This is a genomic window from Streptomyces sp. NPDC002785, assembly GCF_040295565.1.
Classification (GTDB): domain Bacteria; phylum Actinomycetota; class Actinomycetes; order Streptomycetales; family Streptomycetaceae; genus Streptomyces.
Map to the genome: position 1 here is coordinate 13335 of NZ_JBEOVN010000035.1, position 22905 is coordinate 36239.

Consider the following 22905-nt stretch of genomic DNA (forward strand, 5'->3'; position numbering starts at 1 on the left):
CGGACCTTTTCCTGCCGTCTCTCGGCCACGGCCGGACGGGCACGCAGCGGCGGTGTCCGGCGTGAAGGCGACGCCACACCTGTGTGAGGAGGTGGGTGACCGGGTTGGTCATCATGACGAACAGGCCCGCGAAGAATGCGCGCGTTGCCCACGGAGAAGGCCCCCGAGTGCGCGCGTTGAGGTGTAGCTGAGGGCTGACAAACAAGCGCCTACGGCCTGTAGGGCCAAGGCGTCTTCACTCAGAAATGAAGTGGGCGCGGTCGAGGGGGGTGATGACGGCCGATTGTTTGGTGGCCTGCTCGCGAAGGGCTGTGTTCTCCGCAAGCAAGACGGCGATGACGGTAGCGGCTGCGTCGACCTGGTCCTGGAGTTGCTGTCGCTCTTGCCGGTTGTTCTTGAGTTGGCGGCGAAGGTCAGCGACTTCCCGAGTTTGCCGTTGGTCGTGGAGACTTGCCGGGCTCTGGCCGATATGGTCGTCCCAGTCAGCAAGCACGTCGGTGGCGCGGTTCATGGTGGCTCGGCTGACGCCGGCCTCCCGCCAGAGGTTGTTCTTTGTCAGCTTGCCGTCGGTACGGGCCGGTCGGCCGGTGAAAAGTCGCTCCATAGCTTCCCGCAGTGCCTTCTCGGCCCGTGCAGAGACCTTGAGCTGAGAGGCCTCCCTCATGCGCCCTCTGCCTTCCTGAGCGCGAGTTCGACGTCACGGATCTGTTCGTCGATGGCAGCTCGGCGGTTCGGGGGCAGCCGTGGCTGGTCACGGAGCCGGCTCAGCGAATCGCGCTCGGCCTTCCAGATCGGCAGGTGTTCGGGGGCGATGATGCTGTTGCTGCAGCGTGCGGGCTGGCAGCGGTCGATGAGTGGCCCTCGGTGCCCCGGAGGCACGATGGCATCTTCCAGGCACTTCGCGCCGACGGGGTTGTTCTCGTCCATGGTGCAGTGATTGAGCTTTCCGAACCGGATCGACAGGTGCGTGCGCTTGAGCAGGCCATGTTCGACGCGAACGTCCCCTCGCTGGGCCTTCCCACTCGCTCGGAGGGCTTCGGCCTTCTCCCGGACGGCAGCGAAGGCCAAACGCATCTGGTCAGCGCCGGGCCCGAAGCCGATAGCCTCGCCGCGGCTGTCGGCGTCGAAAAGGTCCCTCACCCGTTCCAACCGACGTTCGGCGATGGCGGTGGTGAGGAGACGGGCCCAGGAGGGATCGTGATCCATATAGCCCTGGGTCCAGCGATTGGCCAGGGCTCGGGTGGCTGCGTGCTTGAGCTGCATCCCGACAGCGATTTCCGATCCAGGATAGTCGCGGGTGAGCATGGCCATGGTCCGGCGGAACATGTGCGGAGTGACCTTGCTGGAAGGGATCTCGGCAAGGCCCGTGCTTCTCCGGTGACGGTTGACGTGCTGGATGAAGCACCTGATGGCGGTCTGGCTGGTGAAGCCACTGCCGTGGAAGCGCGGGGTGACCGCCGCGAAGGCGAGGGTGTCACTCATCGACAGGTGCATGGCGGTCTCGATGGCCTGGGCAACCGGTGCGATGATCCACCAGTGGGCGGTGGGCAAGTCGGGGTCGAGCTTGCGTTTGACCGACTTCACCGCCGGGGTGCCGAAGTACTCGGTGAGAGCCTCTTTGGTGATCTCGCGGATCTCGCGGATCTCGCAGTCACGCATCATCGACAGCGCGGCGACGAAGACGTAGCAGGCATTGCGCAAAGCCAGGCACTCGACCGCGAGTTCGCGGGGCTGGAGACTGTCGTGCCAGGGGCCGCGGCTGCCGTCCGGCTTGGACACCTCGCGCAGTCCGTCGACCAGATTGGTGCGGATGCGGCCCTCGGCAACGAGCCGTTCGGCGGTGGCCCGGCGGGCCAGGCCAGCGCGGTTCTGCTTGGTGAAGAAGGCCATCTTGCGGGACTCGAACCCGATCAGAAAGGTCAGCAGCTGCCAGTTCACGGTTGTTCTCCCCGTGAGCTGGTGCACTGGGACCTTGTTGCCGGGGTCGGCGACCCACGCGGTGAAGCGGGTGTCCGCCTCGGCCGTGGACAGCGGGCGGGCTTCGGCCTGAAGACGGCGCCAGTATTCGAGTGCTCGCAGGATGTCGGGGCCAAAGTCGTTGATGTAGGTCCATGCAGCGCGGACGAGCGGGAACCATGTCTCCGGCCCGATCACCGGGGTTTTCAGTTCGGGGACGGTGGGGTGGTCGACGACGGCGTTCGTGCTGGTGTCGGGCCAGGGATCGCGCATCAGCCCGCTGGCCAGTGTTCCCCGGAAGCGGTGCAGGGTCTTGATCACGTGGACGTGTCCGGTGGCGCTGGCCGCTTCGCCCTGCTGGCAGCGGTGCTCGATGTAGGTCTTGAAGTCGTCGTCGCGCCAGTCGCCGACCCATGGGGGAAGCTGTCGGGAGACGCCGTAGGCGTGCAGGGCTCGCAGGTGTCCGATGCGCTGGGAGACCGTGTGCGGTGCCACCGGGTCGGGCGGAAGATGCAGCCCGTGGGCGAGTACGGCTGGGTGGCGCGGGTTGAACCAGATCATGGCCATCTCGCGGGCCAGGAGATTCCAGTGAGGGTCCAGCTCGCGGAAGATCACGCGGAAGCCGGCGGCAGCCAGGTTCGGGGCCCTGCGGACGGTGCCGTTCAGGTCCCAGCAGCCGGTGTTGCCGAACAGTGGCGGACAGGCGCCTTCCAGGACGGGGTGGGACTGGATGACGGGTTCGTCGTCCCGGAAGATTGAGACGGGCAGGGCGAGCGGCAGGCGGCTGGTCATGCGTCGAACTCCACGTGTGCCGAGAGGGGGAGAGGCAGGGCCGCTGTGCCGTCGGCGATCTGGCGGCGGGCCTGAGCGATCTCTGCGTCGGTGCGGGCCTTGATCGCTTCGGTGACGTTGACGCGGCTCTGTCCCCAGAGCGTGTGGAAGAGCTGAGGCGACAGCCGCAGCTGGAGGCGTTCGAGATGGTCGGAGAAGAGCAGAAGCTGGGGCAGGTTCGAGGGCAGTACGAACGCGTTGCGGCATTCGAGGCAGCGGGTGGGGGCGACCGGGCAGAGCTGGCCGGCGCGTCCGTAGGGAGAGGCGAAGGGGTCCCTGCAACTGGAGACGCCCATGTCGAGCTGCCCGGTACGAAGCTGTTCGACCTCTTCCTCCGACAGCCCCAGGGCCTCGGCAGAACCCGGCTGGCCCAGCGACTGCTCGGCTTCCTCGCCCAGCACGACGGGACCGGCCACCGCTTTGTCGAGCCAGCACGTCTGCGCTGCGGTGATTACGCTGCCGGCGATCACCTTCAAGGTCGTGCCGTGCGCGTAGTGGCGGTGGAAGGTCTGGACCGAGTGGTCGTCGGCGATGTCACTAACGCGGCCCTTGAAGGTGATGGCCTTCTCGACCTTGCTGGACTTGCGCAGACGCCGGATGTCCGGCTGGCCGTCGACTGACAGCCCTCGCTCTCGCAGCCAGCCGGCGAAGGTCGACGTCCGGTCGAGCCTGGCGGGCGTGACCTGCGGCCAAAACATTGCCGCCCGCAGGAACAGCGGGATGGGGGAGATGCCGAACCGCTCGGCCAGCGGCCTGTTCAGTTCCAGCAGCCGACGGCAGATCTCCCCGGCATCGAGCCGGGGCCGGGCCGGGTGCAGCAGAGCCGGGCTCTCCGCCTCCGGTGTGCTGAATGCCTGGCGCATTCGGGCACGGGCCCGACCCTTGCTGAAGTCGATGGTCACGCTGGAGGAGCCGAACTCGATGTCGTGCTCGGTGAGCGCGGCCACTTCCTCCGGGGCCCGGCCAGTGGCTGCCATCAGCAAGATCCGATAAGCCTGCAGATCGGAGTTGTGCAGGAACAACTGCCTCACCAGGCCCCTGACGACAGCAACCTTGGCGGCGACCGGCTGGGTGCCGGCCGGTGCCAGCTGCCGCAGGCTCACCGGCATGTCCCGCCAGGACGGAAGAGCCTTGCTGATCTCCGTGCAGTTCAGGGCATCGTGGGCGATCACCCACAGGAGGTTGGCCTCCTCGGTCCAGCCGCCCTCGCGTGGATCACGGCCGCGGGCCACGAGGTCCCAGCCGCGAGCGAGGCGTCTCTCGACGTCCAAGCGGGCGGCCCATGCGGCCTGGACAATCTTCTTCCTGTCGGCCCGGGAGAACTCGTCCAGCTCAGTGGTCTCCCCCCGACGCAATCCCAGGGCGCCTTCGAGCCAGCCGTGCAAGTGCCCAGCAACCACACGCTCGGCGTGGAGCGACCGCCGCCCGATCAGTGTCCTCAGCCGACCCGCATGCCAGGCCGGACTTCGCGAGCCGGGCCTGTGCCGGGAGGGCAGCAGACGGACCCATTCCGTCACCGCGTGATGCAGGTCCGGTTCGGTTCCCGCCAGACTCGCCAGGTGCGGCCGGGGGACCGTGGCATCGACGTGCGTGCAGAACGCCTCGATCGTCTGACGGTAGTGCGTCGCCGACGTCGGCCCGTAACGGGCGTCCTCCACCAACTCCACCCACTCATCCGCGAGTTCCCCGGCCAGCTTCGCGCAGGTGAAGCGTGCCGGATCGAACGTCACCGTCCGAGGGCGGCCCTGACCGTCGACCGTCGACACCCCGCGAACGCCGACCCGGGCCGGGGCCGCAGGGCGAGGAACAGGAGCGGGGAAATCACGGGTGTAATGGCCGCGACGGGGCATGGCCAGCGTCCTCCAAGTCCATCAGGCTGCGGGCGATCGTGATGTAGGAGGCACCGCCGGCGGCCGTCCACTCGCGGAAGGCGTCATCGACCTCCCGTATCGGGTCCTTCAGGTAGCGGATGTAGCGGTAGGTGGTCGACGGGTGCGCGTGGCCAAGACGGCGCTGCACCACCAGCAGCGGATTGCCAGTCATGTGGTCCAGCAGCGTGGACATCGGCAGCCCCTGATCCTCAGCGTCGTTCAGGGCTTCCCGCGTCAGAAAGATCAAGAGCCGCAAGGCGAAGGTGTGCCGAAGGTCGTGATAGACCCAGCACCGCCTGGGCAGCACCGGCGCCTGCCGGTCGCCAGCCCACGCCTTTATCCGGTCCCAGGCCCTCCAGCGGGTCTTGTCCCAAGCCGAGAAGGTGAGCATCTTGCCGCCCTGACCGATGAACAGCGCCAGCGGATCCAGGCCGTCACCGGTCTCCAGCACCGCCAGACGTCGCAGGTCCGGCTTCATGTTCTTGATCGTGCGCGTGATCGTCCGGCCGTCGAGCACCCCGCGGACCCTCGTGCCGTCGGCCTCCAGGCGCTGGATCACGAACAGCTCTCGGTGCCGCCGTCGAAGTGAGCGCTGGGCCTTCGCCACGATCTCCGGACGTTCGAGCAGCAGGTAGGGATCGAGCAGTTCCATCGGGTCCGGCGCGACATAGACCGAGCGCGGCCGTCCGAACTTGGCGCAAGCCTTCAGCTCGACGTCCGCGAACGCCGGCCGCAGGCCATCTACCAGACCGACCTCGGGCAGGAGCAAAGTGGACCACTCCTGGATCCGCATCCCCGTCATCAGCGCCAGTTCGCAGGCAGCGCGGTTTCGGTGCGGCCGCCAGCCCCGGAACGAGACATCCAGCCCGGCGTCCGGAGCCAGTCCCCCGAATCCGACGTCCCTCAGGTAAAGGTACTGGTCAAGCTCCATGTGCCGTACGCGCAGGTCAGGGCGGATTCTGCTGGCGAGGTTGTCACGCTGCGGTGTCGCCCGCCAGGGCTGCCGGGTGACGACACCGATCCGGATCAGATACCGGTAAAGAGACTCGATGGCGGCCCAGTCCCGGTCCCAGGCGGCGTCACCGACCACCTCCTCTGCCTCGTCCTGCCGCCACAGACGAAACTCCCGAAGGTCTGTCTCCGTGACTGACTGCAGATCCCTCTCACGGGCCAGCAGGAAGTGCAGCAGCATCAGCACGGAGTACGCGTACGAACGCATCGTCTTGGCGTCCTTGCGTTCCAGCGCCAGCGACCGGAACCACGATGACACCGGCTCGACCGGTCGCATCGCCTCATCCAGCAGGATCGGCGTACCCGAAGGCACCAGACGCCGGGTGAACAGAGCTGACAGCTCTGCCTGACTCAATCCAGCGACCTGGCCGACCTTCCAGACCTTCCGCTGGTCGGTGAAGAACAGCTGCACGTGACCCCACAGGCATGCGTCACCACTCTGGCAACGTGCAGTCTTTCGGTGCCGGTCGGAGGTGTGCTGGGAGATGCCGCGATGTCACTCGGATGAGACAACTTCAAGTGTCTGGAGAACCGGTCGGTGATCACGTACGCCCCGGAGTAGAAGCCCTTCGGCGCGGCCGGGTCGGCCAGGCCGGCCCTCCAGCGCCGTCGCTCACAGCACATCGACGTTCGTGCCGGAGAGCCGGTTACGACAGTCGAGCACATACGGCGCGTGCTCAAGGACCGTCGCGTAGTCGAATTCCGCATGGTCGATGCGCTCGGGGCTGAAGCCGACGTGGAAGTCCGCGCCCGCGGTCAGGCCGGACGCCTTCTCCAAGATCGGTAACACCAGCTCCTCGGTGGTACCGGGGTAGGTCGTGGACTCCAGGACCACGGTCGCGCCGAGGTGCAGGTGCTCGCCCAGCGTCTGGGCGCAGGACTCGACGTAGGTCAGGTCGGGCACCCCGTCCCGGAGCGGGGTCGGCACGGTGATCGCCGCGATGTCGAACCGGGGCAGCGCGGCGGCTTCGGCGGTCACGGAGTAGGCCCCGGAGTCCAGCACTGCGCGGAGCCGCGCGGACGCCACGTCCTCCACGTACGACTCGCCAGTGGCGATCTGCTGGACGCGGTGCGGGTCCACGTCGTAGCCGACGACACGGTGGCCCACCTCTGCGGCGCGTACGGCAAGCGGCAGGCCCACGTAGCCCTGACCAGCGACAACAACATACATGGCAACTCCTCGTACGACCGCAGTGCTTGAATGGACCGTCGTCTCCGGCCAAGAAGGAGAAGCTGTGCCCCTGGTTTCTGTCGTGATGCCCGTGTACAACTCGGCAGCGACTCTCGGCGCAGCGATCCGGTCGGTGCTCACGCAGACCCACAGCGACCTGGAGCTTCTGGTCACCGACGACAAGTCTTCCGATGACTCCATGGACCTGCTCATGGAATTCGCTCGGCAGGACAAGCGCGTCCTGCCGGAGTCGGCACCCGAACGGGGCGGTGCAGGCCGGGCACGCAACCTCGCTGTCGAACGGGCCAGGGGGGATTACGTCGCCTTTCTTGACAGTGACGACATGTGGCTTCCAGAGAAGATTGAGCGGCAAATCGACTTCGCTGCGACGGCGAATGCGCCTTTGACGTTCACCTCCTACTACAAGATGGACGCCGACTACGACGGCGAGAGCACCGATTTCATCCCGAATGGGCGGATGGTCCGGGCGCGAGAACACGTGGACTACCGCGCGATGCTGGTCCAGGATCACATCGGGGCTCTGACCGCCATGTACGACCGCACCGTCCTTGGCAAGAGGCTGATGCCGGAGATGCCTAAGCGACAGGACTACGCCCTGTGGTTGTCGATCATGCGTGATGGCGTTGACGCCCGGGGCCTTCCCGAGCCGCTGGCGGTGTATAGGTCCCACCGTGCGGGATCGCTGTCCTCCAACAAGCTGTCGCTCGTCCCGTACAACTGGTCGCTGTACCGCGAACACGAGCGGCTGTCGGTTCCCCGGGCGTCGCGGGCGCTGGCCGGCGCTGTGTGGCACTCGCTGCGTAAGTCGCGGATCTAGGGCTCTCAGCGAGACCCGGCCCTGCGCGCCCTGGAGCGCGCACAGGCCGTGTACGACAAGGCCGACCCGGCAGAGTGGCGCCCGACATCGATGGACTTCTACACCCTCGGCGAACTGGACGGCCTGACCGGCATCGCCTACCTGAGGATCGGGCAGCCCGACAAGGCCGAGTATCACCTCTACCGCAGTCTGGCCGCGCTCCGCCGTGACCAACACCGAAACCGCGCGTACTACCTCGCGCACGTCGCCTTCGCGCAACTCGACCAGGGCGACGCCGAGCAGGCATGCGCCACCGCCGCCACCGTGACCCCGCCGCCCGGCTCTACCTCGGCGGGCCGCATCCCCCACCTGCTCGACACCTTCACCGACCGGTTGGGCGCCATGGCACCCGGCGCCGCCGTCACCCGCGAATGGAACGCCCGCCGCGCCGCCGCCTGATCTGGAAGGAACCCGTGACCACCACGCCCGCCGTCGAAATGCGCCGCTACGGCCTCGACGACCTGACCGACGACCTCCGCCAGACGCTCACCGACGTCTATGCGGAGGTGTACGCCGACCGGCTGTCAGACCCGTTCTTCGACATCCCGCGCTTCCTTGACCGACTGGAAGGCCACACCTCCCGCCCCGGCTGGGAGGTCGTCATGGGCTACGCGGACGGCGAACCCGTCGGATACGCCTACGGCTCCCCACTGCCCGAGCGCACCCGCTGGTGGGCCGGAATGCTCAAGCTCCTGCCCGAGGAGATGACCGACGAGACAGGCGGCACGCGCACCCTCGCTCTGTTCGAACTGATGGTGCGCCAGTCATGGCGCAAGACCGGCACCGCCCACCGCATCCACGAAGAGCTGCTGTCCGGGCGCCCCGAGGAACGCGTGACCCTCCTCGTCGAGCCCACCCACCCCAAGGTCAAAACCCTGTACGAGGCATGGGGGTACGAGGACATCGGCGACCAGCAGCCGTTCCCCGACGCACCCGTATACGCCACGATGCTCCGTCAGCTCCGTCAGCTCCGTCAGCTCCGCACAGCACAGCCGCACGCATCTGGGACGACTTCCTGAACACCACGTGGAAGAGGGCCGCCATGCCGCTGACCGGCCGCGACCATGGCGGGCCGCTCCTCAGGGGACGGCCGTCTGGGCCGCTCCCGGAGACCCGGACCTGAGGACGGCGCTACAGCTGCCCCGTTCGAACTGTTCCGGCCGACCGGTCGGGCCAGCCCTCGACCGCCCGCCCCCCTCAACTCTTGCGGTGCCCCATCAGCCGCGGCTTCGATTCCAGGTTCTCCAGGCCGTGCCAGGCCAGGTTCACCAGATGGGCGGCGACCTCCGCCTTCTCCGGCTTGCGGGCGTTGACCCACCACTGGCCGGTCAGGGCGACCATGCCGACCAGTGCCTGCGCGTACAGCGGGGCCAGCTTCGGGTCGAAGCCGCGGGCCTTGAACTCCAGGCCCAGGATGTCCTCCACCTGGGTGGCGATGTCGCTGATGAGGGAGGCGAAGGTGCCCGTCGACTGGGCGACGGGGGAGTCGCGGACCAGGATGCGGAAGCCGTCCGTGTACGTCTCGATGTAGTCGAGCAGGGCGAACGCGGCCTGCTCCAGGAGTTCGCGGGGGTGGCCGGCGGTCAGGGCGCTCGTGACCATGTCGAGGAGTTGGCGCATCTCGCGGTCGACCACGACGGCGTACAGGCCCTCCTTGCCGCCGAAGTGCTCGTAGACGACCGGTTTGGAGACGCCGGCCCGGGTCGCGATCTCCTCGACCGAGGTGCCCTCGAAGCCCTTGTCGGCGAAGAGGGTGCGGCCGATGTCCAGCAGCTGCTCGCGGCGTTCCTTGCCGGTCATCCTCACCCGGCGGGTACGCCGGGCAGAGGGGGGACGGTTGTTCTCGCTACTGGTGCTGGAGTTGGTCGCCACGTCGTCAATCATGCCGCGTCGGCGCGCGCGGGGTCGCGCCGGGAGTCGATGCGGGCGGAGTCGGGCCAGCGCACGTCGTATGCCCAGCCCAGTTTCTCGAACCAGCGGATCAGTCGGGCGCTCGAATCGATCTGGCCCTTCATCACGCCGTGGCGCGCGCTCGTCGGGTCCGCGTGGTGCAGGTTGTGCCAGGACTCGCCGCAGGACAGGACCGCGAGCCACCACACATTTCCGGACCGGTCGCGGGACTTGAAGGGGCGCTTGCCGACCGCGTGGCAGATGGAGTTGATCGACCAGGTGACGTGGTGCAGCAGGGCCACCCGTACGAGAGAGCCCCAGAAGAAGGCGGTCGCCGCGCCCCACCACGACATCGTCACCAGACCGCCGACCAGCGGCGGAAGCGCCAGCGACATGATCGTGAAGGTGAGGAAGTGGCGGGAGATCCCGCGGATCGCGGGGTCCTTGATCAGGTCGGGGGCGTACTTCTGCTGCGGGGTCCGCTCCTCGTCGAACATCCAGCCGATGTGCGCCCACCAGAGACCTTTCATCAGGGCGGGGAGGGTCTCGCCGAAACGCCACGGCGAGTGCGGGTCGCCCTCCGCGTCGGAGAAGCGGTGGTGCTTGCGGTGGTCGGCCACCCAGCGCACCAGCGGGCCCTCCACGGCCAGTGAACCCGCGACGGCCAGGGCGATGCGGAGCGGGCGCTTCGCCTTGAAGGAGCCATGGGTGAAGTAGCGGTGGAAGCCGATCGTGATGCCGTGGCAGCCGATGAAGTACATCGCCACGAGCAGACCCAGATCGAGCCGGCTCACGCCTCGGCCCCAGGCCAGCGGCACCGCGGCGACCAGAGCCACGAACGGCACCACGATGAACAGCAGAAGGGCGATTTGTTCGATCGACCGTTTGCTGTCCCCGCCGAGCGTGGCGGAGGGAAGGGCCTGACCGTCGGCCGTCGATGGCTGAGTGTCGTCGATCACAGCGGGGCTGGTGTTCATGGGGAGTCCCCTGAGGATGAGGAATGCGACGGATAGCTTTGACTACGCATCCGTAACCTACGGCTACGTAAGTACAGCAGCGCGGAGGCCCGCTGCACGAGAGCGTGACGGGCCGCCCGTGACAGGGAAACCCGATCGGGGCACCAGCGGCGCCGACGGCGTGGACACCTATCCTGGTGGGGTCGGACAGCGCGGTCCGCACTCTGCTTTCCCGGGGTGGCGTCAGCACCGCTGCCGGCCGCGGCCCGGGAGATCCACGTGCCCGCCCGTCTCCCACCGCCACCCCTGCTGGGAGTCGCTACGCGACACACCTCCTCATTCACTGCAAGGAGCCGCACACTGTGAGCAGTGCCGACCAGACCCCCGCCGCCAGCCCCGAGCTGCGCGCCGACATCCGCCGCCTCGGTGATCTGCTGGGCGAGACCCTCGTACGCCAGGAGGGCCAGGAACTCCTCGACCTCGTCGAGCGGGTGCGCGCCCTGACCCGCACCGACGGTGAGGCCGCGGCCGAACTCCTCGGCGACACGGACCTGGAGACCGCCGCGCAGCTCGTGCGCGCCTTCTCCACCTACTTCCACCTCGCCAACGTCACCGAGCAGGTCCACCGCGCCCACGAAATGCGTGACCGGCGCGCCGCCGAGGGCGGTCTCCTCGCCCGTACCGCCGACCGGCTGAAGGACGCCGACCCGGTCCACCTGCGCGAGACCGTCAAGAACCTGAACGTAAGGCCCGTCTTCACCGCGCACCCGACCGAGGCCGCGCGGCGCTCCGTGCTGAACAAGCTCCGCCGCATCGCCGAGCTGCTGGAGACGCCCGTCATCGACGCCGACCGGCGCCGCCAGGATCTGCGACTCGCCGAGAACATCGACCTCATCTGGCAGACCGACGAGCTGCGCGTGGTCCGGCCCGAGCCGGCCGACGAGGCCCGTAACGCCATCTACTACCTCGACGAACTGCACATGGGCGCCGTCGGGGACGTACTGGAGGACCTGGCGGCCGAGCTGGAGCGGGTCGGTGTCGAACTGCCCGCGGGCACCCGTCCCCTCACCTTCGGTACGTGGATCGGCGGCGACCGCGACGGCAACCCCAATGTGACGCCCGCCGTCACCCGGGAGGTGCTGATCCTCCAGCACGAGCACGGCATCACCGACGCGCTGGAACTCGTCGACCACCTGCGCGGACTGCTCTCCAACTCCATCCGCTACACCGGTGCCACCGACGAGCTGCTGACCTCGCTCCAGGCCGACCTGGAACGCCTCCCCGAGATCAGCCCGCGCTACAAGCGGCTGAACGCCGAGGAGCCGTACCGCCTCAAGGCCACCTGCATCCGGCAGAAGCTCGTCAACACCCGCGAGCGCCTCGCCGGCGGTACCCCGCACCGTCCCGGCTGCGACTACCTCGGCACCGCCGAGCTCATCGCCGATCTGAAGCTCATCCAGACCTCACTGCGCGAGCACCGCGGCGGCCTGTTCGCCGACGGGCGGATGGACCGCACGATCCGTACGCTCTCCGCGTTCGGCCTGCAGCTCGCCACCATGGACGTACGCGAGCACGCGGACGCCCACCACCATGCCCTCGGCCAGCTCTTCGACCGGCTCGGCGAGGAGTCCTGGCGCTACGCCGACATGCCGCGCGACTACCGGCAGAAGCTGCTCGCCAAGGAGCTGCGCTCGCGCCGCCCGCTCGCCCCGACCCCGGCCCCGCTGGACGCCGCGGGCGAGAAGACCCTCGGCGTCTTCCACACCGTCAAGGAAGCCTTCGAGCGGTTCGGCCCCGAGGTCATCGAGTCGTACATCATCTCGATGTGCCAGGGCGCCGACGACGTCTTCGCGGCCGCAGTCCTGGCCCGCGAGGCCGGACTGATCGATCTGCACGGCGGCTGGGCCAAGATCGGCATCGTCCCGCTCCTGGAGACCACCGACGAGCTGCGCGCCGCCGACGTCATCCTCGACGAGATGCTCGCCGACCCGTCGTACCGCCGTCTCGTCTCGCTGCGCGGCGACGTCCAGGAGGTCATGCTCGGGTACTCCGACTCCTCCAAGTTCGGCGGCATCACCACCTCGCAGTGGGAGATCCACCGGGCGCAGCGCCGACTGCGTGACGTCGCGCACCGCTACGGCGTACGGCTGCGGCTCTTCCACGGCCGCGGCGGCACCGTCGGCCGCGGTGGCGGCCCCTCGCACGACGCGATCCTCGCGCAGCCATGGGGCACCCTCGAAGGCGAGATCAAGGTGACCGAGCAGGGCGAGGTCATCTCCGACAAGTACCTCATCCCGGCGCTCGCCCGGGAGAACCTGGAGCTGACCGTCGCGGCCACCCTCCAGGCCTCCGCGCTGCACACCGCACCCCGCCAGTCCGACGAGGCCCTGGCCCGCTGGGACGCGGCGATGGACACCGTCTCCGACGCCGCGCACGCCGCATACCGCAGGCTGGTCGAGGACCCGGACCTGCCCGCGTACTTCTTCGCCTCCACCCCGGTCGACCAGCTCGCCGAGCTGCACCTCGGGTCGCGTCCGTCGCGGCGTCCGGACTCGGGCGCCGGTCTGGACGGCCTGCGGGCCATCCCGTGGGTCTTCGGCTGGACCCAGTCGCGGCAGATCGTGCCCGGCTGGTACGGCGTCGGCTCCGGGCTCAAGGCGCTGCGCGAGGCCGGTCTGGACACCGTTCTGAACGAGATGCACGAGCAGTGGCACTTCTTCCGGAACTTCATCTCGAACGTGGAGATGACGCTCGCCAAGACCGACCTGCGGATCGCCCGCCACTATGTCGACACACTTGTCCCGGACGAGCTGAAGCATGTCTTCGCCGACATCGAGGCCGAGCACGCGCTCACGGTCCAGGAGGTTTTGAGGGTCACCGGCGGCTCCGAACTGCTCGGCACCAGCCCGGTGCTCCAGCAGACCTTCGCCATCCGGGACGCCTACCTGGACCCGATCTCCTATCTGCAGGTCTCGCTGCTGGCCCGCCAGCGCGAGGCGGCGGCACGCGGTGAGGAAGCCGACCCGCTGCTCGCCCGGGCCCTGCTGCTCACCGTGAACGGTGTCGCCGCGGGTCTGCGCAACACCGGCTGAGCCCCCGGACACGGGTGCGGCCCTGCTCAGAGGGCGAAGAACGTCGCCACCAGCAGGGTCGCGCCCGCGATCCCGGTGCCCCAGGCGATCCGGGGCAGCCGCAGACCGCCGCCGATGACCAGGGCGGCCAGCAACAGCGCACCGCCCAGCGGCACCCAGGCATGCAGGAAGCCGGCGGTTCCGGTGCGCACGACGTCGTCCGTGCCGGGCTTCACGACGACGGGGAAGCTGTCGCCCCTCCCCGCCGCGACGGAGTTCTCGATCGTCACCCGGCCACGCGCGGCGGCCTGTCCGGACGGTGCGAACGGTCCGGTGCAGACATCGGCGCCGCAGCCCGTGACGGTCATCGTGCCGTGCTCGCGGCCCTTGGCCAGAACGATGTGGTGCGCCGAACTCCAGGAGGACAGCACACCCGCGACGAGCAGCAGCAGGACGACACAGCTCATGGCGGCGCTGCGGGCGTAGACCAGGGCGCGGTGGGAGGATCTCCGCTTCATGGGGAGCGATCCTTGGGCAGAGCGACGCCCCGGGTCAACTTATGGCCGAAAAACGCCGGGGTACCGGCGGGAATGCCAGAGTTGTGTGCGCCGCGACCGTGGTTGCGGATGTCAGGAGTTGTACGCGCTCTGCGCGCGCTCCAGACCCTCCGCGAGCAGGCACTCCACCGAGTCGGCGGCCCGGTCCACGAGGTAGGCGAGCTCCTTGCGCTCGGTGGACGAGAAGTCCTTTAGCACGAAGTCCGCGACCTGCATCCGGCCCGGCGGCCGGCCGATCCCGAACCGGACCCGGTGGTAGTCGGCGCCCATCGACTTGGTCATCGACTTGAGCCCGTTGTGCCCGTTGTCGCCGCCGCCCAGCTTCAGCCGGAGCGTCCCGTAATCGATGTCCAGCTCGTCATGGATCGCCACGATGTGGTCGGTCGGCACCTTGTAAAAGTCGCGCAGCGCGGTGACGGGGCCGCCGGACAGGTTCATGTACGACATCGGCTTGGCCAGGATCACCCGGCGGTTCTCCGGTCCCGGCGGGCCCATGCGGCCCTCGACGACCTGTGCCTGGGCCTTCTGCGCCCGCTTGAACTTCCCGCCGATCCGCTCGGCGAGCAGGTCGGCGACCATGAAGCCGACATTGTGCCGGTTCGCCGCGTACTCGGGACCGGGGTTGCCGAGGCCCACGATGAGCCAGGGTTCGGTGGCGTCGGACATCTGCGCTCGGTCTCCTCGCGTACGGATGGTTCCGGATGGCCCGGTTAAGACCGACCGGCACATGGGGGGCGGCGTCGCGGGGCTGGGCACGCACATCTGCCGCGTTGTCGTCAATCACCAACACTCCGCGTTGGCTCAATCCTCCGCCTTGCAGCTGCACGCACCCAGCCCCGCTCCTACTCCCACCCCCCATGTGCCGGTCGGTCTGAAGGGAAACGGGGCGGCGGGCCCCCGAAGAAGGAACCGCCGCCCCGTCAGTGAAGCAGGGAAGGCGAGGCTCAGGCCTCGGTGCCCTCGCCCTCGGCGGTCGGCTCCTCGGCCTGCGCGGCGACGACCTGGAGCACGACGGCGTCCTCGTCACCGGCCAGCACGGAGCCCTTGGGCAGCGGGATGTCCTTGGCGAGGACGGACGCACCGGCGTCCAGGCCCGCGACGGAGACCGTGACGGACTCGGGGATGTGGGTGGCCTCGGCCTCGACGAGCAGGGTGTTCTGCACGTACTCCAGGAGGTTGCCGCCCGGGGCCAGGTCGCCCTCGGCGTGCACGGCGATCTCGACGTTGACCTTCTCGCCGCGCTTGACGGTCAGCAGGTCGACGTGCTCGATGTTGCCCTTGAGCGCGTTGCGCTGAATGGCCTTCGGGATGACCAGGGCGTCCTTGCCGTCGATCTCCAGGCTGATCAGGACGTTGGCGGTCTTGAGCGCCATCATCAGCTCGTGACCCGGCAGGGTGATGTGAGCCGGCTCGGCACCGTGGCCGTAGACGACCGCGGGGACCAGGTTGGCGCGGCGGGTGCGACGGGCAGCGCCCTTGCCGAACTCGGTACGGGCCTGGGCGGCGAGCTTGACCTCAGCCATGACTGCACTCCTCGTATGGTGACGAAATCTGGACGGTCACCCGGCCCACGACAGGCCTGCTACGAAGAGCGCGTCGATAACGGATCGCCGTACACATGAGTACGGCCTCCCTCGCCGAGCAACTCGCTGAGTCTACCCGGCGGGGAGGCCGCACCCAAAGTGGATCTTCCGTGCTGTGCTGCTTACTGCTCTTCGAAGAGGCTGGTGACCGAGCCGTCCTCGAAGACCTCGCGCACCGCGCGGGCGATCATCGGGGCGATCGAGAGCACCGTGAGCTTGTCGAGCTCCAGCTCACCGGGGGTCGGCAGGGTGTCCGTGAAGACGAACTCGCTGACCTTCGAGTTCTTCAGACGGTCCGCGGCCGGGCCGGAGAGCACACCGTGGGTGGCCGTCACTATGACGTCCTCGGCGCCGTGCGCGAACAGGGCGTCGGCGGCGGCGCAGATGGTGCCGCCGGTGTCGATCATGTCGTCGACCAGGACGCAGACCCGGCCCTTGACGTTGCCGACGACCTCGTGGACGGTCACCTGGTTGGCGACGTCCTTGTCCCGGCGCTTGTGGACGATGGCGAGGGGGGCGTCCAGGCGGTCGCACCAGCGGTCGGCGACGCGCACGCGGCCGGCGTCCGGGGAGACGATCGTCAGCTTCGAGCGGTCGACCTTGGCACCGACGTAGTCGGCGAGGATCGGCAGCGCGAAGAGGTGGTCGACCGGGCCGTCGAAGAAGCCCTGGATCTGGTCGGTGTGCAGATCGACGGTGAGGATGCGGTCGGCACCCGCCGTCTTCATCAGGTCGGCGATCAGGCGGGCCGAGATCGGCTCGCGGCCACGGTGCTTCTTGTCCTGGCGGGCGTAGCCGTAGAACGGCACGATCACCGTGATGGAGCGGGCTGACGCGCGCTTCAGCGCGTCCAGCATGATCAGCTGCTCCATGATCCACTTGTTGATCGGAGCCGTGTGGCTCTGCATCAGGAAGCAGTCGGCGCCGCGGGCGGACTCCTGGAAGCGGACGTAGATCTCACCGTTGGCGAAATCGAAGGCCTTCGTCGGCACGAGGCCGACACCCAGTTGGTGTGCAACCTCCTCGGCCAGCTCGGGGTGGGCGCGGCCGGAGAAGAGCATCAGTTTCTTCTCGCCGGTCGTCTTGATCCCGGTCACAGCACAGTCTCCTCAGACGTGTTTCTGGCGCTGCACGCATGTGTCCCGATGTGCAACGAGCCAGCCGAAATGGGGTGAGCATCTATCACGGTACGCCGTGCACGGCGTACCTGTTTCCGGTCAGCTTTCGCCGTCGTGCTCCGACGCGGCGGACTGAGCCGCCTGTGCGGCGGCGCTTCCCGGACGCTTGCGGGCCACCCAGCCCTCGATATTCCTTTGCTGGCCACGGGCGACGGCCAGCGAACCGGGCGGCACGTCCTTGGTGATGACTGAGCCGGCCGCGGTGTAGACGCCGTCCCCGACCGTGACGGGCGCCACAAACATATTGTCCGACCCGGTACGGCAGTGGGAGCCGATCACGGTGTGGTGCTTGGCCACACCGTCGTAGTTCACGAAGACGCTGGCGGCACCGATGTTGGTGTGGTCGCCGATCGTCGCGTCGCCGACGTAGCTCAGGTGCGGGACCTTGGTGCCCTCGCCGATCGTGGCGTTCTTCATCTCCACGTACGTACCGGCCTTGGCTTTCGGGCCGAGCTTGGTGCCGGGCCGCAGATAGGCGTACGGGCCGACCGTCGCGCCCTCGCCGACCTCGGCCCGGTCCGCGACCGTGTTGTCCACGCGTGCGCCCGCGTGGACGACGGTGTCCGTGAGCCGGGTGTTGGGGCCGACCTCGGCGTCCTCGGCGAGATGCGTGGTGCCGAGCAGCTGGGTGCCCGGGTGCACGATCGCGTCCCGCTCGTAGGTGACGGTGGCGTCGATCAGAGTGGACGCAGGGTCCACGACGGTCACACCGGCCAGCATGGCCCGCTCCAGCAGCCGCTGGTTCAGCAGACGCCGGGCCTCGGCCAGCTGGACCCGGTTGTTGATGCCGAGGATTTCGCGGTGGTCGTCGGTGACACAGGCGCCGACCCGGTGTCCGGCCTCGCGCAGGATGGAGAGCACATCGGTGAGGTACTCCTCGCCCTGGCTGTTGTCGGTACGGACCTTGCCGAGGGCGTCCGTGAGCAGCCGGCCGTCGAAGGCGAAGACCCCGGAGTTGATCTCCCGGATCGCGCGCTGGGCGTCGGTGGCGTCCTTGTGCTCGACGATCTCGGTGACCGCGCCACTGGCCGGGTCGCGGACGATCCGGCCGTAGCCGGTGGAGTCAGGGACCTCGGCGGTCAGCACGGTGACGGCGTTCGAGTCGGCCGTGTGGGTGGCGGCGAGTGCGGTGAGCGTCTCGCCGGAGAGCAGCGGGGTGTCGCCGCAGACGACGATCACGGTGCCCTCGACGGTCCCGCCGAGCCCGTCGAGACCGACGCGCACCGCGCTTCCGGTGCCCCTCTGCTCGGCCTGGTAGGCGGTCCGCAGGCGGTCGTCGACGGCGGTGAGATGCGCGGTGACCTGTTCGCTCTCGTGGCCGACGACCACGACGAGGTGCTCTGGGTCCAGTTCGCGGGAGGCGGTGACGACATGTCCGACGAGCGAGCGCCCGGAGATCTCGTGCAGAACCTTGGGGGTCTTCGACTTCATACGGGTGCCCTCACCCGCTGCGAGGACGACGACGGCTGCCGGGCGTTCGGAGCTCACGGAAATGCCCTTCGGCTTCGGGTGGTGGACACCCGAAGGATACCGGGGCACCTGTGGGCCGACATGGGTGCGGGCCCCGACCGTGGTAGTCGGGGCCCGCAACCGTGGGCTCCCGGGGAAGGAATCGAACCCTCATTCAATGGACCAAAACCATTTGTCCTGCCTTTAGACGACCCGGGATGGTCTGCCCTTTATGTCCGAGTTCGATGATCGACTCGTTCGGCAGCCCCTACTATGCCGTACCACCAGCCTTCGATGCGACGCTACGGGTCGGCGTTTTTGAGAACACGCACGACAAGGCAACCTCGGTAGTCCTCACCGACGTTCTTGCGGTTCGTCCTCGGACGGTGTGTCTTGACCGTGGTCCTGCCGGACGATGCGCTGCCGGCGCCGGTGAGATCGATCCAGTACCACTCGGCTTCAGTCACGTCCGCCGTAAGCGCCGGTCTCCTCCGCCGCGTCCTTGCCTGTGGTGTCCGTCATACGACGAGCGTTGTTCGGAATACGGACGTCCGGGTTGAAAGCGCGGCCGATTCGCTATTTCGGGCGATCAAGGATCGTTTCGTCTCGGTTCGAACGCGGCACGTGGTGCAGCGGTCGCCCGAAAATGAGGTGCGCCCGCCCGTAGGCTGGACGGCATGACCGCAACGGGGGCATACCGGGAAGCCGCGGGTACGACCACCCGCGGCTATTGGTGGTGGGAACGGCGGCGCAGTGTCGTCCTGGACGTGGGGCTGGCGCTCCTGTCGGCGCTGGAATGCGCACTGGAGGGGGTGGGGTTCGCCGGGGGTACCGGGCTGCCGGTGCCGGTCGGCGTCGTGTTCGGGCTGCTCGCGGGGGCCGTACTGGTGGTGCGGCGGCGCTGGCCGATCGCCGTGGTGCTGGTGTCGATCGCGATGACGCCCGCCGGGATGGGCTTCCTGATGGGCCTGGTCGGCCTCTACACGCTGGCCGCCTCCGACGTACCGCGAAGAATCACCGCGGTGCTGATGGGGATGTCCTTCACGGGAACGTTCATCGTCACGTACGTACGGCTGTGGCAGAGCGTCTCCCAGCAGACCGACTTCGGGCGCGACGACTGGTACGTACCGCTGATGTCCCTGTTCATGTCGCTCGGGCTCACCGCACCGCCCGTGCTGTTCGGCCTCTACATAGGGGCCCGGCGGCGGCTGATGGAGAGCCTTCGGGAGCGGGCGGACTCGCTGGAGCGGGAGCTGTCGCTGCTCGCCGACCGGGCCGAGGAACGGGCCGAGTGGGCGCGTACGGAGGAGCGCACCAGGATCGCCCGCGAGATGCACGACGTGGTCGCCCACCGGGTCAGCCTGATGGTCGTGCACGCCGCCGCGCTCCAGGCCGTCGCGCCGAAGGACCCGGCGAAGGCGGTACGGAACGCCGCCCTGGTCGGTGACATGGGCCGCCAGGCGCTGACCGAGCTCCGCGAAATGCTCGGGGTGCTGCGGAGCGGGGAGCCCGCGACACCCCGGTCCGCGAACGTGCCGCTCGCCTCGGTCGGCCAGGTGGCTGCGGCCGCAGCCACCGTAGCCACGGAGGACGGGCCCCGGCTGCACGAGGTGGTGACCCTGGTCGGGGAGTCCAGGGCGGCCGGCATGACCGTGGAACTCTCGGTGGACGGCGAGGTCCGCCCGTACGCCCCCGAGGTCGAGCAGACCGCGTACCGGGTGGTGCAGGAGGCCCTGACGAACGTGCACAAGCACGCGGCGGGCGCGAAGACGTGGGTGCGGCTCGCGCACCGGGGCTCGGAAGTCGCGATGCAGGTGGAGAACGGCCCGTCGGACGCCGCCACGGCGGACGTGAGGCTGCCGAGCGGGGGCAACGGTCTGGTCGGCATGCGGGAGCGGGTGCTGGGGCTCGGCGGCGTCTTCGTCTCAGGGCCGACGGATGCGGGCGGCTTCCGGGTGTCGGCGGTGCTGCCGGACCGTGGGGTGGCCTGACTCGGCCTGCGGCCTCGCTCTGCCCTCGATCGCCGGACGGGCTTGATCGTGCCGGGGCGGGCAAGTCCAGCCCGTCCGGCGTTCGAGGACGGAACCCGGTGTGCCTGAGACCGGCCGACCGGACGGATGGGGGAAAGGGTTCGGTCCGGGACGGCGGCCGCTCAGCCCGAGACGAGGCGCTCCGGCTGGATGCCTGCGACCAGCGTCGCCAACGCCTGGTCGATGTCCGGGCCGAGGTACCAGTCCCCGGTGTGATCGATGCTGTACACCCGCCCCTGCGTGTCGATCGCGAGGACCGCCTGCCCGTCCCCCTCCTCGCCCAGCGGACTGACCTCGGTCTCCAGCGCCCGGCCGAGGTCACCGAGTGTCCGGGCGAGATGCAGCCCGCTCATCGGGTCGATGCGCACCGGGGCCGGTGCGATCTGCCGGCCCGGCGCGGACGCCGTGATGTGCAGTCCGCCGAACTCCGCCCACGCCTCCACGGCCGCCGGGAAGACCGCGTGCTGATGACCGGCCGGCGACGCGTGCGAGCGCAGCGCGTCGGCCCACTCCTCGGCCTGCCGGATGTCCCAGCGGCCGGGCTGCCAGCCCGCGGCGCGCAGGGCGGCGTCCACGGAGACGGGGAAGCGGGTCGAGGAGTGGCGGTCGCGGTCCGCGGGGCCCGCCTGTTCGGGTAGGTCGGTTCGGTCATGCATCGGCGCGTGGTCAGCCCTTCTCGGCGGTGGTCGCCGACCCGGTGGTCGTGAGGTCGACGGGACGTACGCCGAAATGGGCGAGCATCACCTCGCAGGAGCGGCACGGCGGCGCGTAACTGCCGTGCATCGGGTCGCCGTCCTCACGGATGCGCCGTGCGGTGAGCCGCGAGTGCTTCAGGGCGCGACGGGCCTCGCCGTTGGTCAGCGGCTTGCGCTGAGCCCGCTTGGAACGGCCGGCTTCGGCCGCGGTGAGCTGCCGGGACAGCAGTATCGCCTCGGGGCAGCGGCCGGTGAAGCGTTCGCGCTGGCCGCTGGTGAGGGTGTCGAGGAAGTCCTGGACCAGTGGGTGCAGTACGGGCGGCCGGTCGCCCTTGCCCGCCGTGCAGGTGAGCGTCTCACCGCGTACGGACAGCGCTGCGGCCACCGCGGGCAGGATGCCGTCGCGGCGGTGGTGCAGACGGGGTGTGCGGCTGGTTTCGGTGCTGCTCCAGCTGAGACGCGGATCCCCGGATGTGACTGTTTGTGCGCTGTGCATGGTGCTTTCCCTCCCGTGCCCGCAGCGGTAGCTGCGCGATGTGCACGCCCCCGAGTTGCGGTGACAGCCTGCCAAATGTCCCGGCTGGTGGGGAAGCTGGGGCAGGGAAACGCGCCTGCGTGTCACCCGGCAGTGGCAGGACCATTGCTCTTCCGTCACGCCGTTGTGACGGTTCGTGACGGAAGAGAAGAGGGGTGGCGTAGGGGCGAGACCCGCTCTTGCGCCACCGCATAGGCTGTGCCCGGACCGTCCCCTTGAGCAGGCCGGTCCTCACCAGTCAGACGCAGCAGGGGGCAACCGCCATGACGACAGGTCGGCTCGGGCAGCAAGCCGCGCCACCGAACGCGGCCTACGCCGGGCAGCTCGTGCATTTCCCGGACCCGGTCCGGGCGTCCCGCCACCCCAGAGGCGTGCGCATGGACGAGAACGGCAGCCCGGACTTCGCGCCGTACGCGCGCGCCGCCGCCGAGGTCGCCGAGCCCCCGCAGGGCTTCGGCGTCGACGAACTGCGGCTCACCGACTACGTCTCGGCCAACGCGGCGCTGGCGGCGAGCGGCCATGAACTGTGGGACACGATTCCCGCGGTCGCCACCCCGCACGGCTGGACCTGGCATCACGTACCAGGCGGCCGGCGCATGGTGCTGATACCGGTCGAGGTCAAGGCGCTGCTCAGGCACCACGGCGGCCTGGCCGCCACCGCGGTCGACCAGGACAAGCGCGGCACCCGCCCGCTGCAGGAGACCCGGCCCGCGCACTTCCGGCTGCCCAAGGGCGCCGTCGCGGTGAGCGAGCAGCAGATCCTGGGCATCGAGGAGGACCTCGGCTACCGGCTGCCCGGCGCCTACCGCTCCTTCCTCAAGGCTGCGGGCGGCTCGGCCCCGGTGGGCACGGCGCTCGACGCGGAGCTCGGTCTCCTGGTCGACCAGCCGTTCTTCACGGTGCGCGAGGAGGCCGCCGTGAACGACCTGGTGTACGTCAACAAGTGCCTGCGGGACCACCTCACCAAGGACTACCTGGGCGTCGGCTTCGTCCAGGGCGGCATCCTCGCGGTGAAGGTGAAGGGCAACGGTGTCGGCTCGGTCTGGTTCTGCGTGTACGACGACGCCCGGGACCAGGACGGATGGAACGTGCAGGAGCGGGTGGACCGGCTGCTGCTGCCGTGCGGCGGCGACTTCGACGCCTTCCTGCAGCGTCTGGCGGGCAATCCGCCGGAGCTGGAGACCGTGGCGAACCTGATGGTGGACGGCGGCTTCGCGCGGGCCGTCCCGGTGGAGGGGTGAGCG

Annotated in this window: 18 protein-coding genes, 1 tRNA gene and 2 pseudogenes; 6 read left to right on the forward strand and 15 right to left on the reverse strand. The window is 68.9% G+C overall.

Annotated features, from left to right (window positions below):
- Positions 1–235: 235 nt before the first annotated feature.
- From ABTZ94_RS11880 to ABTZ94_RS11900, 5 genes and pseudogenes are all read right to left on the reverse strand, one after another.
- The gene (locus ABTZ94_RS11880; protein ID WP_351200034.1) at positions 236–664 is read right to left on the reverse strand and encodes a hypothetical protein; all 429 of its coding nucleotides are present in this window, start codon (positions 662–664) and stop codon (positions 236–238) included.
- The gene (locus tag ABTZ94_RS11885; protein ID WP_351200036.1) at positions 661–2748 is read right to left on the reverse strand and encodes a hypothetical protein; all 2088 of its coding nucleotides are present in this window, start codon (positions 2746–2748) and stop codon (positions 661–663) included. The genes ABTZ94_RS11880 and ABTZ94_RS11885 overlap by 4 nt, the downstream gene beginning before the upstream one ends.
- Entirely contained in the window at positions 2745–4517 is a 1773-nt protein-coding gene (locus ABTZ94_RS11890) for a hypothetical protein (RefSeq protein ID WP_351200038.1), read from the reverse strand. The genes ABTZ94_RS11885 and ABTZ94_RS11890 overlap by 4 nt, the downstream gene beginning before the upstream one ends.
- 91 nt (positions 4518–4608) lie before the next feature.
- On the reverse strand, positions 4609–5946 hold the full coding sequence (locus ABTZ94_RS11895; RefSeq protein ID WP_351200091.1) for a tyrosine-type recombinase/integrase: 1338 nt from the start codon (positions 5944–5946) through the stop codon (positions 4609–4611).
- A gap of 432 nt (positions 5947–6378) precedes the next feature.
- Positions 6379–6840 (reverse strand): annotated as a pseudogene (locus tag ABTZ94_RS11900) (nucleotide sugar dehydrogenase); the annotation flags it as partial.
- A 64-nt stretch (positions 6841–6904) separates the two neighbouring features.
- On the opposite strand from ABTZ94_RS11900, the gene ABTZ94_RS11905 reads away from it, so the two are divergent.
- The 3 genes and pseudogenes from ABTZ94_RS11905 (at position 6905) to ABTZ94_RS11915 (ending at position 8736) form a co-directional block, all read left to right on the forward strand.
- Positions 6905–7678, forward strand: coding sequence for a glycosyltransferase family 2 protein (locus ABTZ94_RS11905; RefSeq protein ID WP_351200040.1), 774 nt, complete (start codon positions 6905–6907; stop codon positions 7676–7678).
- Positions 7679–7696: 18 nt separating this feature from the next.
- Positions 7697–8116 (forward strand): annotated as a pseudogene (locus tag ABTZ94_RS11910) (NsdA family TPR-like regulatory protein); the annotation flags it as partial.
- Positions 8117–8130: 14 nt separating this feature from the next.
- Positions 8131–8736 carry a GNAT family N-acetyltransferase gene (locus ABTZ94_RS11915; protein WP_351200044.1) on the forward strand — a complete coding sequence of 202 codons (606 nt, stop codon included), beginning with the start codon at positions 8131–8133 and terminating at the stop codon, positions 8734–8736.
- A 178-nt stretch (positions 8737–8914) separates the two neighbouring features.
- On the opposite strand, the gene ABTZ94_RS11920 is transcribed toward ABTZ94_RS11915, so the two are convergent.
- A complete protein-coding gene (locus tag ABTZ94_RS11920; RefSeq protein WP_351200046.1) occupies positions 8915–9601 on the reverse strand; it encodes a TetR family transcriptional regulator in 687 nt (228 codons plus the stop codon).
- Entirely contained in the window at positions 9598–10584 is a 987-nt protein-coding gene (locus ABTZ94_RS11925) for an acyl-CoA desaturase (RefSeq protein WP_351200048.1), read from the reverse strand. The genes ABTZ94_RS11920 and ABTZ94_RS11925 overlap by 4 nt, the downstream gene beginning before the upstream one ends.
- Positions 10585–10925: 341 nt before the next feature.
- On the opposite strand from ABTZ94_RS11925, the gene ppc reads away from it, so the two are divergent.
- Positions 10926–13655, forward strand: a complete 2730-nt coding sequence (ppc, locus tag ABTZ94_RS11930) for a phosphoenolpyruvate carboxylase (RefSeq protein ID WP_351200050.1) — start codon at positions 10926–10928, stop codon at positions 13653–13655.
- Between the two features lie 26 nt (positions 13656–13681).
- On the opposite strand, the gene ABTZ94_RS11935 is transcribed toward ppc, so the two are convergent.
- From ABTZ94_RS11935 to ABTZ94_RS11960, 6 genes are all read right to left on the reverse strand, one after another.
- Positions 13682–14152 (reverse strand): hypothetical protein, encoded by a 471-nt coding sequence (locus ABTZ94_RS11935; RefSeq protein ID WP_351200052.1) that lies wholly within the window; start codon positions 14150–14152, stop codon positions 13682–13684.
- 111 nt (positions 14153–14263) lie between these two features.
- Positions 14264–14857, reverse strand: coding sequence for an aminoacyl-tRNA hydrolase (pth, locus tag ABTZ94_RS11940; RefSeq protein WP_114244947.1), 594 nt, complete (start codon positions 14855–14857; stop codon positions 14264–14266).
- 278 nt (positions 14858–15135) lie between these two features.
- A complete protein-coding gene (locus tag ABTZ94_RS11945) occupies positions 15136–15714 on the reverse strand; it encodes a 50S ribosomal protein L25/general stress protein Ctc (RefSeq protein ID WP_351200054.1) in 579 nt (192 codons plus the stop codon).
- 182 nt (positions 15715–15896) lie between these two features.
- Positions 15897–16871, reverse strand: a complete 975-nt coding sequence (locus ABTZ94_RS11950) for a ribose-phosphate diphosphokinase (protein ID WP_351200056.1) — start codon at positions 16869–16871, stop codon at positions 15897–15899.
- 120 nt (positions 16872–16991) lie between these two features.
- Positions 16992–18440, reverse strand: coding sequence for a bifunctional UDP-N-acetylglucosamine diphosphorylase/glucosamine-1-phosphate N-acetyltransferase GlmU (gene glmU / locus ABTZ94_RS11955; RefSeq protein WP_351200058.1), 1449 nt, complete (start codon positions 18438–18440; stop codon positions 16992–16994).
- A 109-nt stretch (positions 18441–18549) separates the two neighbouring features.
- Positions 18550–18620, reverse strand: a tRNA-Gln gene (locus tag ABTZ94_RS11960).
- Between the two features lie 458 nt (positions 18621–19078).
- Here ABTZ94_RS11960 and ABTZ94_RS11970 point away from each other — a divergent pair.
- The gene (locus tag ABTZ94_RS11970; protein ID WP_351200060.1) at positions 19079–20392 is read left to right on the forward strand and encodes a sensor histidine kinase; all 1314 of its coding nucleotides are present in this window, start codon (positions 19079–19081) and stop codon (positions 20390–20392) included.
- Positions 20393–20553: 161 nt separating this feature from the next.
- On the opposite strand, the gene ABTZ94_RS11975 is transcribed toward ABTZ94_RS11970, so the two are convergent.
- On the reverse strand, positions 20554–21087 hold the full coding sequence (locus ABTZ94_RS11975; protein WP_351200062.1) for an SUKH-3 domain-containing protein: 534 nt from the start codon (positions 21085–21087) through the stop codon (positions 20554–20556).
- 10 nt (positions 21088–21097) lie between these two features.
- Positions 21098–21622, reverse strand: coding sequence for a YwqJ-related putative deaminase (locus tag ABTZ94_RS11980; protein ID WP_351200064.1), 525 nt, complete (start codon positions 21620–21622; stop codon positions 21098–21100).
- A gap of 302 nt (positions 21623–21924) precedes the next feature.
- Between ABTZ94_RS11980 and ABTZ94_RS11985 the strand changes: the two genes are divergently transcribed.
- The gene (locus ABTZ94_RS11985; RefSeq protein ID WP_351200065.1) at positions 21925–22902 is read left to right on the forward strand and encodes an HNH endonuclease; all 978 of its coding nucleotides are present in this window, start codon (positions 21925–21927) and stop codon (positions 22900–22902) included.
- The last annotated feature ends 3 nt before the right edge of the window (positions 22903–22905 follow it).

Coding starts and splice junctions, on each gene's coding strand:
- ABTZ94_RS11880 (WP_351200034.1), bottom strand. CDS start 664: ATGAGGGAGGCCTCTCAGCTCAAGGTCTCTGCACGGGCCGAGAAGGCA.
- ABTZ94_RS11885 (WP_351200036.1), bottom strand. CDS start 2,748: ATGACCAGCCGCCTGCCGCTCGCCCTGCCCGTCTCAATCTTCCGGGAC.
- ABTZ94_RS11895 (WP_351200091.1), bottom strand. CDS start 5,946: ATGCGACCGGTCGAGCCGGTGTCATCGTGGTTCCGGTCGCTGGCGCTG.
- ABTZ94_RS11920 (WP_351200046.1), bottom strand. CDS start 9,601: ATGATTGACGACGTGGCGACCAACTCCAGCACCAGTAGCGAGAACAAC.
- ABTZ94_RS11925 (WP_351200048.1), bottom strand. CDS start 10,584: ATGAACACCAGCCCCGCTGTGATCGACGACACTCAGCCATCGACGGCC.
- ABTZ94_RS11935 (WP_351200052.1), bottom strand. CDS start 14,152: ATGAAGCGGAGATCCTCCCACCGCGCCCTGGTCTACGCCCGCAGCGCC.
- pth (WP_114244947.1), bottom strand. CDS start 14,857: ATGTCCGACGCCACCGAACCCTGGCTCATCGTGGGCCTCGGCAACCCC.
- ABTZ94_RS11945 (WP_351200054.1), bottom strand. CDS start 15,714: ATGGCTGAGGTCAAGCTCGCCGCCCAGGCCCGTACCGAGTTCGGCAAG.
- ABTZ94_RS11970 (WP_351200060.1), top strand. CDS start 19,079: ATGACCGCAACGGGGGCATACCGGGAAGCCGCGGGTACGACCACCCGC.
- ABTZ94_RS11975 (WP_351200062.1), bottom strand. CDS start 21,087: ATGCATGACCGAACCGACCTACCCGAACAGGCGGGCCCCGCGGACCGC.
- ABTZ94_RS11980 (WP_351200064.1), bottom strand. CDS start 21,622: ATGCACAGCGCACAAACAGTCACATCCGGGGATCCGCGTCTCAGCTGG.
- ABTZ94_RS11985 (WP_351200065.1), top strand. CDS start 21,925: ATGACGACAGGTCGGCTCGGGCAGCAAGCCGCGCCACCGAACGCGGCC.